11 protein-coding genes are annotated in these 13,521 nt (G+C 61.9%); 1 reads left to right on the forward strand and 10 read right to left on the reverse strand.

The window, feature by feature from the left end; all coding sequences use genetic code 11:
• Positions 1 to 48: 48 nt before the first annotated feature.
• From NMB39_RS26365 to NMB39_RS26380, 4 genes are all read right to left on the reverse strand, one after another.
• Positions 49 to 1,455 carry a PIG-L deacetylase family protein gene (locus tag NMB39_RS26365; protein WP_494339870.1) on the reverse strand — a complete coding sequence of 469 codons (1,407 nt, stop codon included), beginning with the start codon at positions 1,453 to 1,455 and terminating at the stop codon, positions 49 to 51.
• Positions 1,452 to 2,348, reverse strand: coding sequence for a GNAT family N-acetyltransferase (locus NMB39_RS26370; protein WP_057023455.1), 897 nt, complete (start codon positions 2,346 to 2,348; stop codon positions 1,452 to 1,454). Before NMB39_RS26370 ends, NMB39_RS26365 begins: the two co-directional genes overlap by 4 nt.
• Entirely contained in the window at positions 2,349 to 4,106 is a 1,758-nt protein-coding gene (locus NMB39_RS26375) for a carbamoyltransferase family protein (RefSeq protein ID WP_056847122.1), read from the reverse strand.
• Positions 4,107 to 4,255: 149 nt separating this feature from the next.
• Positions 4,256 to 4,588 (reverse strand): YceK/YidQ family lipoprotein, encoded by a 333-nt coding sequence (locus NMB39_RS26380; protein ID WP_494339869.1) that lies wholly within the window; start codon positions 4,586 to 4,588, stop codon positions 4,256 to 4,258.
• Between the two features lie 198 nt (positions 4,589 to 4,786).
• On the opposite strand from NMB39_RS26380, the gene NMB39_RS26385 reads away from it, so the two are divergent.
• Complete coding sequence (locus NMB39_RS26385) at positions 4,787 to 6,862, forward strand: TonB-dependent receptor family protein (protein ID WP_494339868.1); 2,076 nt, start codon at positions 4,787 to 4,789, stop codon at positions 6,860 to 6,862.
• 726 nt (positions 6,863 to 7,588) lie between these two features.
• On the opposite strand, the gene NMB39_RS26390 is transcribed toward NMB39_RS26385, so the two are convergent.
• The 6 genes from NMB39_RS26390 to waaC are packed head-to-tail and all read right to left on the reverse strand — an operon-like array spanning position 7,589 to position 13,520.
• Entirely contained in the window at positions 7,589 to 9,049 is a 1,461-nt protein-coding gene (locus NMB39_RS26390) for a lipopolysaccharide kinase InaA family protein (RefSeq protein WP_494339867.1), read from the reverse strand.
• Entirely contained in the window at positions 9,049 to 9,801 is a 753-nt protein-coding gene (locus tag NMB39_RS26395) for a lipopolysaccharide kinase InaA family protein (RefSeq protein WP_306956908.1), read from the reverse strand. Before NMB39_RS26395 ends, NMB39_RS26390 begins: the two co-directional genes overlap by 1 nt.
• A complete protein-coding gene (locus NMB39_RS26400; protein ID WP_057023460.1) occupies positions 9,798 to 10,532 on the reverse strand; it encodes a lipopolysaccharide kinase InaA family protein in 735 nt (244 codons plus the stop codon). The genes NMB39_RS26395 and NMB39_RS26400 overlap by 4 nt, the downstream gene beginning before the upstream one ends.
• Positions 10,532 to 11,338: a lipopolysaccharide core heptose(I) kinase RfaP gene (rfaP, locus tag NMB39_RS26405; protein ID WP_494339866.1), complete on the reverse strand. Its 807-nt coding sequence runs from the start codon at positions 11,336 to 11,338 to the stop codon at positions 10,532 to 10,534. The genes NMB39_RS26400 and rfaP overlap by 1 nt, the downstream gene beginning before the upstream one ends.
• Positions 11,335 to 12,459: a glycosyltransferase family 4 protein gene (locus tag NMB39_RS26410; RefSeq protein WP_057023462.1), complete on the reverse strand. Its 1,125-nt coding sequence runs from the start codon at positions 12,457 to 12,459 to the stop codon at positions 11,335 to 11,337. Before NMB39_RS26410 ends, rfaP begins: the two co-directional genes overlap by 4 nt.
• Positions 12,459 to 13,520, reverse strand: coding sequence for a lipopolysaccharide heptosyltransferase I (waaC, locus tag NMB39_RS26415; protein ID WP_043050738.1), 1,062 nt, complete (start codon positions 13,518 to 13,520; stop codon positions 12,459 to 12,461). Before waaC ends, NMB39_RS26410 begins: the two co-directional genes overlap by 1 nt.
• Between the last annotated feature and the right edge of the window lies 1 nt (position 13,521).

Here is a 13,521-nt window from a genome sequence, read left to right on the forward strand (position 1 = left end):
CCAGTAAAAAAGGCGACAGGCGAATACCGACCTGCCTTCAATAGGCTCTCAGTCCCTCTTCAGGACCCACAACAGCTCGTGACGGCGCACGGCCTTGCGGAAGAATTCGTTCTCGCCGTAGGGCGACGGCTTGCGGCCCGCCAGCAGTTGCTGCAACCACCTGCGCACCCGGCGCTTGAACGGCGCGGGCGGTTGCAGGTCATGCATCATGCCCAAGGCCATGGCCTTGTCCTGCTGCTGGCTCAAACTGAGCGCAAAGCTGCAAGGCTCCATCTCGACCCCACTCTCAAAACGCGGCGGCAGCGCTACGCCAGCCCCCGAGTCGCCCATGGGCCAACGGTCGTTATCATGCAGGTGATTGGCGTAGCCGAGCAATGTGTCGGGCTGCCACTCCAGGCCCTGCAAGGCCTCAAGGATCGCCGTATGGGCACAGATGTGGTCCGCGTGAGGATCCAGCAACGGCGTGGGCAATACGATCACCTGTGGCCGCGCCTTGAGCAAAAGCGCCCGCAGGTCGGCAATCAGGTTATGCCAGGTCGGTGCGCCGTCCACATCCCCCGGCAGTGCAAAGCCGTTGAACTGGCGAAACAACCGCGTATCGCTTAAGTCAGCTTCGCGGGACGCCATAGGTTGATCCGGCGCAGCCTGCATGGCCTGCAACTGCATGCAGAAGTAGCCCAGTTGCACACACTGCGCTTCTGGCACACCGGCCCAGCGTGGCACGGCGATGCTGTCCCAGGCACGCAGGCGGCCCTTGAGGCGAGCGGCTTCAGCCTTGGGCAGCCCCATGTGCTGGTAATGTTCGGCTTCAATTTCACCGGCGGTCAGGGTCACGATCCAGCTTTCGGGCGCCTGGCTGTAAAGGCTGAACGCCGCCAGCTCGGCATCGTCGGCGTGGGGCGCGATCACCATCACCCGTTGCTGGCGATAGTCCGGTTGGCGAAAGCGCCAGAGTGTCGGCTGGCCCTTGATCCGGCAGAAACGCCCGCGCAGCCTGACATTGCCCGCCGCCAAGGCTTCGGCGGCGCCGCTCAGGTTCAGGTAACGCCGCCCGGCGACGCCGCGTTCGAAGACTTGTCTATCCGGCGTCTCCAGGCCCAGGACGTCCACTGCAGGGTCGAGGAACCGCCCAAGCCAGGCGCTTTTCAATTCGACACCGACGATCAGGGTTTCATCGGCCGCCAGAGGCGTGTCTAACAGCAGCCGCCCCGCCTCCAGGCGCAGACCGGGCTGTTCGCTGCCGGCCGGAAACGCATAGCCGTAGCTGTCTTGGGGCGAGTAAAACAGGTGATCGGCAAACCAGGCTTCATGGGCCGCCCACAGCAGCACCGCCAGGAGCAGCGGCATCCACCAAGCCACCAGGACGCCGGCTGCCACCAGCACCAGCAAGCCGATCAACAGCGCGATGCGCTTGTTGCGCCGATGGCGCTTGAGCAGCTGCTGCTTGCGACTCATACGCTGAACACCGGCACCGGGTTGCACCAGCGCTCCTTGTACTCACGGTCGGAACGCCCGAAGGAGAAACGCAGCGACTTGTTCGCCGCCCGCGCCTGTTCCCACGCGCTTTGGGTATTGAGGAAACTCAGCACGCTGCCAGGGCTGAATGCGCGGGTTTCCGGGTCGACACCACCGTTGACGTACTCGGCGCTGAACCACTCATTGGACTGCACCTGATACACCAACTGCACCGCAATCGCGGCGTCATTGAGAAACAGCACCGAGCCGAACAGGAACTCCTTGAGCAGCTCCAGCACCTCGGCCAGGCGCGCCGCGCCTGCTGCGGGAAAGCCCCAGCGGCGCTGGAACAGGTCGCAATAAATCGCCGCCAGCTCCACGCTGGAAAACTCACTGACCGCCCGCGCTACGCCGCCCGCTTCTTCCAGCAGGCGCAATTCGCGGCGCTGGTTGTAGCGAAACTTCTTCGACAGTTCTTCTGGAGTGCGCGCCATGGCCAATTGCTCGGCCTGGGGCTTGAGGGTGCTGACGCGCCCCTCGTTCAGCGCCGACAGGTAGCGCGCACGATGCCGCAACGGCACCTGCGCGTCGGCGGCAATCGGCAAGATGATCTCGGCATTGCCAAGGTCAAAGAGGCCTTTCTTGCCGCTGCGCTTGAGCACCTCCTTGGACAGGGCCAGGTCGCGCCCCCAGGTGGCTATCGCCCCCTTGAGTTCACCGCCTTGCTGCCAACCCAGGTAGCGCACCGGGATCTGCGCCAGCCCGGCCATCCGTTCGATCACCTGTGGATGAGTCGCCACGCTGCCGCCATAACGCTGCCAGGCCTGGGCGTAAACCTCGGCCTCGACAGGCGCCCAGCCACGTTCACGCCAGCCCTGGAAGCGGTTCAGCATTTAAACCACGGCGTCATAAGGGTCCACGCCGTCCTTGACCACGAGGATGTCTTCCATGATCAGGTACTGCAGGTCGGAGCCGAAGAACATGTTCAGCGCGTCGGTCGGCGAGCAGATCATCGCTTCGCCACGACGGTTGAGCGAGGTGTTCAGCGACACACCATTACCGGTCAGCACTTCCAGCTCTTTCATCATGTCGTAGTAGCGCGGGTTGTATTCGCGCTTGAGTACCTGGGCGCGGGACGTGCCATCTTCATGCACCACTTCCGGCACGCGGGTCTTCCACTCTTCGGCGACTTCAAAGGTGAAGGTCATGAACGGCGCCGGGTGATCGACCTTGATCATCTGCGGGGCCACGGTGTCGAGCATCGACGGGCAGAAAGGCCTCCAGCGCTCGCGGAACTTGATCTGGTGGTTGATGCGGTCAGCCACGCCGGTAGCACTCGGGCAACCGATGATAGAACGGCCGCCTAGGGCACGCGGGCCGAACTCCATGCGCCCCTGGAACCAGGCCACCGGGTTGCCGTCGACCATGATCCTGGCGATGCGCTGCGGCATGTTTTCGATCTTGCGCCAGTTCGGCTTGCTCGCGTGCTTGGCACAGGCGGCGATCACGTCTTCATTGCTATAGGACGGGCCGAGGTAGACGTGCTCCATCTTCTCAACTGGAACACCACGGGCGTGGGACACGTACGCGGCGGCACCCACAGCGGTGCCGGCATCGCCGGACGCCGGCTGCACGAACAGCTCTTTCACGTCGTCACGGGCGATGATCTTTTGGTTCAGCTTGACGTTCAGCGCACAACCGCCCGCGAATGCCAGCTTGCCGGTGTCCTTGAGGATGTCGCCCAAGTAGTAATCGATCATCTGCAGGGCCAGCTTCTCGAACAGCGCCTGCATGCTGGCCGCGTAGTGGATGTACGGCTCGTCGGCGATATCGCCTTCGCGCTTGGGCCCCAGCCACTCGATCAGTTTAGGCGAGAAGTAGAAACCCTTGCCCTTCTCTTTATAACGACGCAGGCCGATGACGTTGGCGTAGTCGGTGTTGATCACCAGCTCGCCGTTTTCAAACGAGGCCAGGCGCGAGAAATCGTACTTGCTGGCGTCGCCATAGGGCGCCATGCCCATGACCTTGAACTCACCGTCGAGCATCTCGAAACCGAGGAACTCGGTAATTGCGCCATACAGGCCGCCGAGGGAGTCCGGGTCGTAGAATTCCTTGATCTTGTGGATCTTGCCGTTTTCGCCGTAGCCGAAGAAGGTAGTGGCGTACTCGCCCTTGCCGTCGATGCCGAGGATCGCGGTTTTTTCCTGGAAGCCCGAGCAGTGGTAGGCACTGGAAGCGTGGGCCAGGTGGTGTTCAACCGGTTCGATCTTGATTTTCTTCGGGTCAAAACCCAATTGCTCCAGGCACCAGACGATCTTGTTGCGATAGCGCTTGTAGCGACGGTTGCCCATCAGGATCGCGTCGAGGGCACGGTCCGGGGCGTACCAATAGCGCTTGGCGTAGTGCCAGCGCGCCTCGCCGAACAGGCTGATCGGGGCGAACGGGATCGCCACCACATCAACGTCGGAAGGCTTGATGCCGGCCTGTTCCAGGCAGAACTTCGCCGACTCGTAGGGCATGCGGTTCTTTGCATGTTTGTCGCGTACGAAGCGCTCTTCTTCGGCGGCCGCAATCAGCTTGCCGTCGATATACAGGGCTGCGGAAGGATCATGGCTAAGGGCGCCGGACAGGCCAAGAATCGTCAATGCCACAGGGGTCTAGCCTCTTTTAGTCTGCATGCAGGCGGGTCGCGCCTGAAAAAAGTGTGCCTCTCGCCTTGGCGAGAAACAGCTAAAGGGCGGGATTATAGCTTAAAAGCAGGGGGAAGCTGTTAGCGACACGCGCCAGGCTGGGAGGGCTACTACAGTTCGAGGCTACCGTCGGCGTTTTGCCGGTAGAGGGTGTAAGGCAAGGCGAGGGTATCCAGCACGGCGGAGACCGGCACATCGATAAAGGCCCAGGGAATACCGTCCAGCGCCAGGCCAGCTGCGGAACTCGGCGGTGCATGCAGTACGCACAGGTCATAAGCCACGCCGCTGTAGACGCGTGGAACGGACTGGCAATAGGTTTTTTTTGTCCTGAGCTCTCGCAGAGCGACGCTATCGTCACGCAGCACTGTCGTCAAGGTACCGCAGCCGGCCAGCAACAACACGCTACCTAACAACGCCAACCGCCTTGTGATTCCAGTCTTCATGCTTGTTTCTCCTGTTGAGGGACTGAAACCTAACACTTTGACTCGTTACCCACAGGCTCTGCTGGACGCAGCTCAGCGTAGGAACCTTCTGGTTCAGCCCAACGGCCATGACGGTCGGCAAAAACACAGGAAGCCGTTAAACTCACGCTCTTTTGCGTCTGCGCCAGCCAATGCGTCGCGCTACGGAACTGCCTGCCCATGACCCGTCCTGCCCCCGCCGCCCTGCTTGCGCTGGGCTTGTGCACCACAGCCCTGGCCGACGATGCAGCGCTGACCCTCGACCCCAGCGTGATCACCGGTTCACGCAGCGCCAGCCCGACCTTCGACCTGCCGTATTCGGTGGACGGCATCAGCCGCGAGCAGATCAGCGGCGGCCAACTCGGCATCAACGCCTCCGAAGCCCTGTCCCGTGTGCCTGGCCTCGTGGTACAGAACCGCCAGAACTATGCCCAGGACCTGCAGATCTCATCCCGTGGTTTCGGCGCCCGCTCGGCATTCGGCGTGCGCGGCATCAAGCTGATCGCCGATGGCATCCCCGCCAGCACCCCCGACGGCCAGGGCCAGGCGGCGACCTTCAACCTCGACACAGCTGAACGTATCGAAGTGCTGCGCGGCCCGGCGGCGACGTTGTATGGCAGCAACGCCGGCGGCGTGATCCAGATGTTTTCCCGCGACGGCGAAGGCACGCCGCGCGTCGGCGCCGAAACCCTGGTAGGCAGCGACGGACTGAACAAAAACCACCTCAGCGCAGAGGGTGCGGCCAATGGCGCCGGTTTCGTGCTCGATGCCTCGCGCATGGATACCAATGGCTATCGCGACCACAGCAGCGCCCGCCGCGACCAGACCTTCGCCAAGCTCAATTTCGCGCCGGATGACGACAGCAAGCTGGCGTTGATCTACAGCAGCCTTGAGCAGAACGGTACGCAAGATCCGCTGGGGCAAACCTGGGCGGCGTACAAAGCCGATCCGCGTTCGGTGAGCTCCAATGCGCTGATCTACAACACGCGTAAAAGTATCGATCACCAGCAGTTGGGATTGAATTACGAGCGGTACATCGGTAATGCAACGTTGCAGGTGAATGCTTATACCGGGCGCAGGAATGTGATCCAGTACCTGTCGATCCCCAAAGGCACGCCGGCCAACGAACGCGGCGGCGGCGTGGTGCAATTTGACCGCAAGTTCTACGGCGGCAGCGTGCGCTGGATGCAACCCGTTGAAAGCGCTCCCGGCGATTTGATGATCATCACCGGCTTGGACTTCGACCAAAGCGAAGACAGCCGCCACGGTTACCAGAATTACAGCGGTAACACCCTGGGCGTGAAAGGCCAGCTACGTCGTGATGAAATCGACACGGCTAGCAGCCTCGACCCGTATATCCAGGCCAACTGGGCCCTCGACCGCTGGACCCTGCAAGCCGGTATCCGGCACAGCACCATGCAAATGGACGTCGACGATCAGTTCCTGAGCAATGGCGACGCCAGCGGCAACAAGACTTACCAGAAAAATACGCCGTCAATGAGCGTGATGTATGCGTTCACTCCCGAGCTGCACGGCTACGTCAGTGCAGGTAAAGGTTTCGAAACCCCGACCCAGGCCGAACTGGCCTACGCGCCGGGCAACGTCGAGGGCTTCAACTTCGGCCTGAAGCCGTCTGAAAGTACCCAATATGAAATAGGTTTGAAGGCGCAGCTAAACGACACACGGCTCAACGCAGCGGTGTTTCAGATCACCACTGAAGACGAACTGGTCGTGCAGCAATCCATCGGTGGCCGCACCAGCTACCAGAACGCTGGCCGCACCCTGCGCCGCGGCTTCGAACTCGGCATGGAAAGCCAACTCAGCGAACACTGGAGCACCAGCCTCGCCTACACCCGCCTGCAAGCAACCTACGACAGTGACTTCGCCAGCGCAGCCAATACTATCGATAAAGGCAACTACCTTCCCGGCGTACCGCAAACCACCCTGTTCGTCGAACTCAACTGGAAACCACGAGACTGGGTCAGCACCGCCATCGAGGGCCTGTACCGCAGCAAAGTCTATGTCGAAGACACCAACAGCCAACATGCCGCGCCGGGCTACAGCGTATTCAACTGGCGCGCACGGTTGGAGCAAAAGGTAGAGCACTGGACCTTTCACCAGACCTTGCGCCTGGATAACTTGTTGGATCGCCAGTATGTGGGGTCAGTGATAGTCGGTGACGGCAATGGTCGCTACTACGAAGCGGCGCCGGGGCGGTCGTGGTATGCGGGGGCTGGGGCTGAATATCAATTCTAATGTGGGAGGGGGCTTGCTCCCGATAGCGGTGGATCAGCTACAGAAACATCACTGACACCCCCGCTTCGGGGGCCCCACCACTCGGCACCTCGCCCAGGCTCGGTGTGCCCGTAATCCGACATTGATTTGGGGGCCGCCTGAGATCAAAAACACAGCGAGGCGGCCTTATAGCCGACCTGATCGTTGAAGCGTGCGCGTGCCCCTGTGGGAGCGGGCTTGCCCGCGAAGGTCGTTAACGATGACGCGGGAAACCAGAAAGAACGCGGCGTTCTCAGGTTTTTCGCGAGCGCTCCTACATAAAAAGCAGAAACACCGCCAGCGTATCTGCGATGCGCAGCGAGTCGCTTTTGATCTTGATCTCAGGCGCCCCGTTAAACCACGCTGGCCGAACGCAGGCTTGAAACCGTGGGTAACCCGGCAGGACGCCGGGTTAGCCGTCCTGGGCCAGGGATGGCCCATGACGGCGGCCCACGGTTTCAAGCCGGAGAGAGCGTTTTGCTTACTTTTGCGCTTTTGTCCGGTCCGTACACGCTTTCCAAAGTGAGCCGCTGTAAAAGCGGAACCATAAGTGGCCATTGCCCAAATAACGGATATGTACCCAGGACGAAAACCAACATCCTGCTCGGCTGTCAGGCCGCCCCGGGAGCAAGCTCCCTGGTTTGCTGCGCGACAGCTTCACATCGAAGATGTGGTGGGGACTCCCACATTTGGACTTCAAGCGTGCTCTTAAACCAGGCCCGCCAAAACATCCGTATCTTTAGGCAGCCGCTGATCAATCACTTGATACAACGCACTGCCCTGCGGCCAATTGCGCATAAAGCGCGCACGATCCTTGGCATACGCCGCAGCGAAGCTGGCAATGGAGCTGTGCTGACACATCGCGTCCAGGTCGATCATCGCCCAGCGGCCGTCGCTCCAAAACAGGTTATGCCCCTTGAGGTCGCCGTGGCTGATGCGCTCGCGAATCAACTCGGCAAACAGATGGTCCAGCGCCAGCAGCTCGTTTTCAGGCGCATCCCCGCGTTCGACATAGGGCGCGAAGCGCTCGATGATGTCCGGCCCAGGCAGGAACTCCGTGATCAGGTAAGCACGGCTGCGCAACCATAAAAAGCGCTTCTCCAATACCGCCAGCGGCTTGGGCGTAGCAAAACCGAGAAACGCCAGGCGGTTACCCTCGCGCCAGGAATGCCAGGCGCGGCTCGGGCGCCAGAAGCGCTTGAGCCAATGGGCAAAGCCCTTGATGTTGTAGCGCTTGATCACCAGCGGCCGACCGGCCACCTCGACCTTGCCCACGCTGGCCGCGCCGCCGGTCTTGTACAGGTGGCCCTGATCGAGCAACGCATCCGCCTGCTCAAGCACCGGCAGCATGGCCGCCTCTTCTTCGCGTCGGATCGCACGCAAGGCAAAGGCGCCACGTACCACGCTGAACAGCGTGCACTCGCGACCGGTCTTGTCGAGGAAATCTTTCAAGCGCCAGGCACTGACTTTGCGCACCTGCTTTTCCAGGGCTTCCAGGGGCAAGGCATGCTCGCCATTGCCGAGCAGGTAATACACCAGCAATTCTTCGGTAAAGGGTTCGAGGTTTTTCGGCAATTGGGCAAAAAACACGCCGAGGTTTTCCAGCACTCGATTGCGCGACAGCGGCTTGCCCGGATCCTCGACACGAATACCGGCGCCATCGATCAAATACAACTTGCCATCCTGGCGCAGCAGATTGTCCAGGTGCAGGTCTTCCTGCCACAGGCCTTTGGCGTGCATCTGGGCAATCGCGTCCAGCGCTTCGGCGAGCACGGCGGTTTGTTCGTCCGCCAACGGCGGCAGACTCTCGACGGCGAGCCAGGCGTCGGCCAGGCTTTGGGCGCCCTCGATAAACTCAAACAGCAACCAGCCGCCCTCGCCTTCCTGCAAGCCATCGGCCAGCAACAACGGCGTGGTCAGGCCCTGCCCGGCCAACAAACGCACGCCCTTGAGCTCGCGCTGAAAATGCCGCGCCGCCTTGCTGCCTACCAGCAGCTTGGCCAACACCGGGCGACCGCGCCAAACCGCCGCGCCCACGTAGCGCTGCCCCGGCAACACCCGCAATAGGCTCAGCAACTGCAACTGCCCCGGGCCTGCGGCATCTGCCAAGTCGATAGTCAACGGCAGGCTGGGGGAACGGCCAACATTTTTCAGCTCGGATAGACGCATCAGCGGTTCTCCTTGTGGCTGCGGCGTGCGGTCAAGCGTTGGAGCCAAGTGGATACCAAGGCACTGTCCTCGGGCTGTTCAAGGTATGCCGCCAGCAGTTGGCGCACTTGCGCATCGGACCATTGCGGTGCGCGGCGCAGCAGCGGTTCCAGGTCCTTGACCCGGTCACGCCAGCCGAACAACAGCGGGCGGGTTTTCTCCAGGTCGATCAACTGCGCGGCGTAACCCTGCGCGGTGGCCTGCAGGAAAATATGCTTGGGGTAAAAACAGCCGTGCACCTGACCCACGCCGTGCAGGTGCCGCGCCAGCTTGCCGCACGCCAGCAGGATTGCGCGCTGCTGGGTATCGCTCAATTGCGGCCATTGTTCCAGCAACGAATCCAGGTCGTTCCAACCATCCAGGGCGCGGGTAAGCAACATCGCCCGGCGTTCGCCTGCGACCTTGCGCTCGCCGAAGAAAGCCGCCTGCAACGCCGGGATTCCCAGCTTTTGATACAGGCTGATGTTACGAAACTCGCGGGCAAAACTGGGTTCGCCCAACGGCCGGTGCAAGGTGCGGGTCAGGTAGTTGCTCTGGCGCTTGAGGTAGTAACCCTCGCCTTCAAGCTCCAGGCGATACACGCTGCTCCAGCCGCCTTGGCTGGTATTGGGCTCGTCCACCGCGTCCAGTTGCTTGGCCCACAGGGCGTCGAATGTCGCGAGGCCGTTGCGCTCAAGCAAAGCGCGGTCTTCGGCCGCCAGGAAGTCACTCATTCGCGTCCCTCGAAAAACTTCACCACGTGGCGAATCCGTTGTTTGTCCGACGCCGTCAGGTGCGCACGTTGGCGATATTGCAGGTAGAAGCGCAGGCGCTGGGTGGCCGACAAGTGATACTTGGCGACTTTGTCCAGGCAGGCCAGGTCCTTGGTGATGCGATACTTGAGCCAGAAACCGCGCCAGAAATCGCCGTTGGGGCAGTCGATCAGGTACAGGGTGCGCTGGTCGTCCACCAACAGGTTGCGCCACTTCAAGTCGTTGTGGGTGAAGCGATGGTCGTGCATGGTCCGCGTGTATTCGGCGAGCTGACGGCTGATGCCATCTACCCAACGGGGGTCCTTCAGGCGTTCGTCATTACGCTCGGCCAACACCGACAGGTCTTCGGTCCTGGGCAATTCACGGGTGATCATGGCGCCGCGGTTGTAGGCCAGGCCCTTGCGATCCAGGCCCCAGGCAACTACGTCGGCCGTAGGGATGCCCCATTTGGCGAAGCGCTTGAGGTTCTGCCATTCGGATTTGACCCGCGGCCGGCCCAAATAGCGACGTAAGCCTTTGCCGGCGCCCACATAGCGCTTGACGTAATAATTGACCCCACCCCGCTCCACCCGGATCACTTCCGACAGCGGGTCGCGGGTCAGCCGCTCGCCTTGCAGAGCGAAGACCGCTTCCAGGCTCCCGAAGTCATCCGCCAGGGCGGCGTAGGCAGGTTCCAGGTTCCAACCCGCCATCAGAGCGCATCCCCGTATCGCTGCTTGCGCGCAGAGAGCTTTGCGGCCATGCGCTCCAATTCGGCCAACAGCGCGGTTTGCTCGGCCAGGATCTGGCGCAGTGGCTGCTGGAAGTAAGCCTTCAGGAAGCGCAGTTTATCGCGCTGGGTCAAGCCGATTTCCAGGGCGGAATAATACAGGCCGGCCAGGTCTTTGTTGCGCCAGCGCGTAGGAATCGTCGCTCGCACCTGAGCGCGGTGCAGGTCGATCACCGACAGTTTGAGGTTGTCGACGCTGATGGGCTGGTCGGTGTGCAACAGGAAATGGCAGAGGTAGCAATCGCGATGATTGACCCCGCCGCGGTGCATCGCGCCGACGGTACGCGCCAGCTCAAGGGTCAAGGCATGCTTGATGGCTGGCACGGGCGGTTGCTTGGCCCAGTCGAGGGTCAAGTCTTCCAGGCTGATAATCGGGGTCAGTTCCCGGGTGACGATAAACGAATGCTGGTCGGCCGGGTTGCTGCCTTTTTCGCCAAACGCCACGGCGGTCATGGTCGGCACGCCGAGTTCCTGCAAGCGCTGGATCGCCAGCCACTCCTGGCCCGCGCCCAATACCGGCAACTTGGCCGTAACCAGGTTCTTGAGGATTTCGCCCCAGCCGATGCCACGGTGGATCTTCACAAAATAAGGCTGGCCTTCGACCATCGTACGCAACGTACGGCGAGCGGCCAGCTCGCGGAACACCTGGCCGTCCAGCTTCTCGACCTCGGCGAACGCATCGCGCCCGGCCCAGAGGGTCTTGAAGGGTTCGGCAAGAATCAACTTCATCGGTTTGGCTCCGCCAGAATCAGGTCCGCAGCGTACTGCGGCATGCTATAGAGGTCGGCCGTCTCGGCGAAGGCCAGACCATTGCGACTCCAGGTCGCGCGTGCGTGTGGATCGTCGAGCATATCCACCAGGTACTGGTTGAGCTGGGCTTGCTCGAACGGCTCGTCCAACACCCGACCGCTCTGGGCCTTGTCGATGTAGAACGCGTAGCCACACACCCGGCTCACCAGTACCGGGAGGCCGGCGACCACCGCTTCGACCAGCACCATGCCGGCCGCCTCGTTATAAGCAGGGTGGATCAGCAAGTCGGCACCCAGCAGGAAGCGCGGAATATCACTGCGGCCCTTGAAGAACTGCACCTGCTCGCCAAGTCCCAATGCAGCACTCTGCAATTGGAATACCTTGGGGTCGTCCTGGCCGATTACAAACAGCCGGGTGCGTTTCTTCAGCTTCGAAGGCAATGCGGCCAAGGCCTTAAGGCTGCGGTCGACGCCCTTGGTCTTGAAGCCCGAGCCGATCTGCACCAGCAACAGGTCATCCTCGGCCAGGCCAAATTCACCGCGAAACTCGGCGCGGATTTCGGCGGCGTTCGGCGGGGCGCGCCGGTCGCGGGCGATACCGGGCGGCAGCAGGTGGAAACGCTCAGCCTGGGTCCCGTAATACTGGGTGAAGAGCTGCTGCTGATGCTCGGACAACACCATGATCTGGGTCTTGGCGTTTTTGTCGAATACCGCACGCTCGTATTCGGCGAAGTGCCTGTAGCGCCCGAACCAGCGGTACATGGGGTTGCGCAGGTTTTGCGCCTTGTCCTCGAACACCCCGTCGGCGGCGAAGTACACATCCAGCCCGGGCATTTTGTTGAATCCCACCACGCGGTCCACCGGGCGCTTGGCCAGGTCAGCCTGGATCCAGGCATACAGCTTTTCGTTGCGACGGTGATTGACCAGGGCCTTGACCGGTGCCACCAGCACCTCAAAGCCTGGCGGGATATCACCCTCCCAGATCAAGGTGTACACACGAATCTGGTGGCCGCGCTGCTGGCACTCCAGGGCGATGCGCATGAAGTCGCGCTGCAAGCCACCGAAGGGGAAGTACTTGTACAAAACAAAAGCCAGTTGCATCAGTGCTGCTCCTCAGCCAGTAACAACGTGCTCAGCCGGCTTGCTACACGCTCAGGATTCAAGCGTGTGAAACACAGGGGCGACTCACGCTGGATGTCGAACCGACGCAGGTCGTCGGCCGTTGGTTGATAGGTGCAGTTTTTTTGCAGGCACGGCGCACACGGCCAATCGCTGGCCAGATGAACCTGGCCCTTGCCATAGGCACCGGTCAGGCCGGGGTTGGTGGGACCGAACAGGGAAATGGTCGGCACATCCAATGCAGCGGCCAGGTGGCCGAGCCCGGTGTCCACGGCCACACAGGCCCGGGCGCTGGCCAATACGCCGGCCACCCCCGCCAGGTTGAGCTTGGGCAACACTTCAGCGTTGGGCAGGCCCTGGGCCAGGCGTTCGGCCCGGGCCTTTTCGGCGGCGTTTCCCCAGGGCAGCTTCACGTCCACGCCCAGGCGGCCCATGCGTTCGGCCAGCTCGCGCCAGTAGGCTTCGGGCCAGTGCTTGGTGTCCCAGGTGGTGCCGTGCAACAGCAATACAAAAGGTTTCTTTGGCGGCAGCCCAAGCAGCTTCTCGGTGCTCAGGCCATAGTCGCCCAGGCCTTTGGGCAGATCGTAGCCCAAGGCCACCGCGAACAACTGGCGCAGGCGCTCTACCGCGTGTTGCCCACGGGCCACGGCCAGGCGCCGCGAGTAGAAGTGTGCCGCGATCGGTTCGCGGGCCGAGTGCTTGTCAAACCCGGCCACGGGTGCCCGCACATAACGGGTCAGCCAGGCGCTTTTCAGCAGACCCTGGGCGTCGATCACCAAGTCATATTTGGTCGACTGCACACGCTGCTTGAAGCGTCGCCACTCGCCGCTCTTGAAGGTTTGCCAGAGATTCTTGCGCCAGCGGCGGATCGCTACCGGAATCACCTGGTCCACCGCCGGGTGCCAGGCAGGGATTTCGGCAAAGCCTTCTTCCACCACCCAATCAAAGCGAATGCCGGGGATCGCCCGCGCTGCATCGGTCAATGCTGGCAAGGCGTGGATCACATCGCCCAGGGATGAGGTCTTGACTACCAGTACCCGCAAC

Source organism: Pseudomonas sp. FBCC-B545, assembly GCF_059134095.1.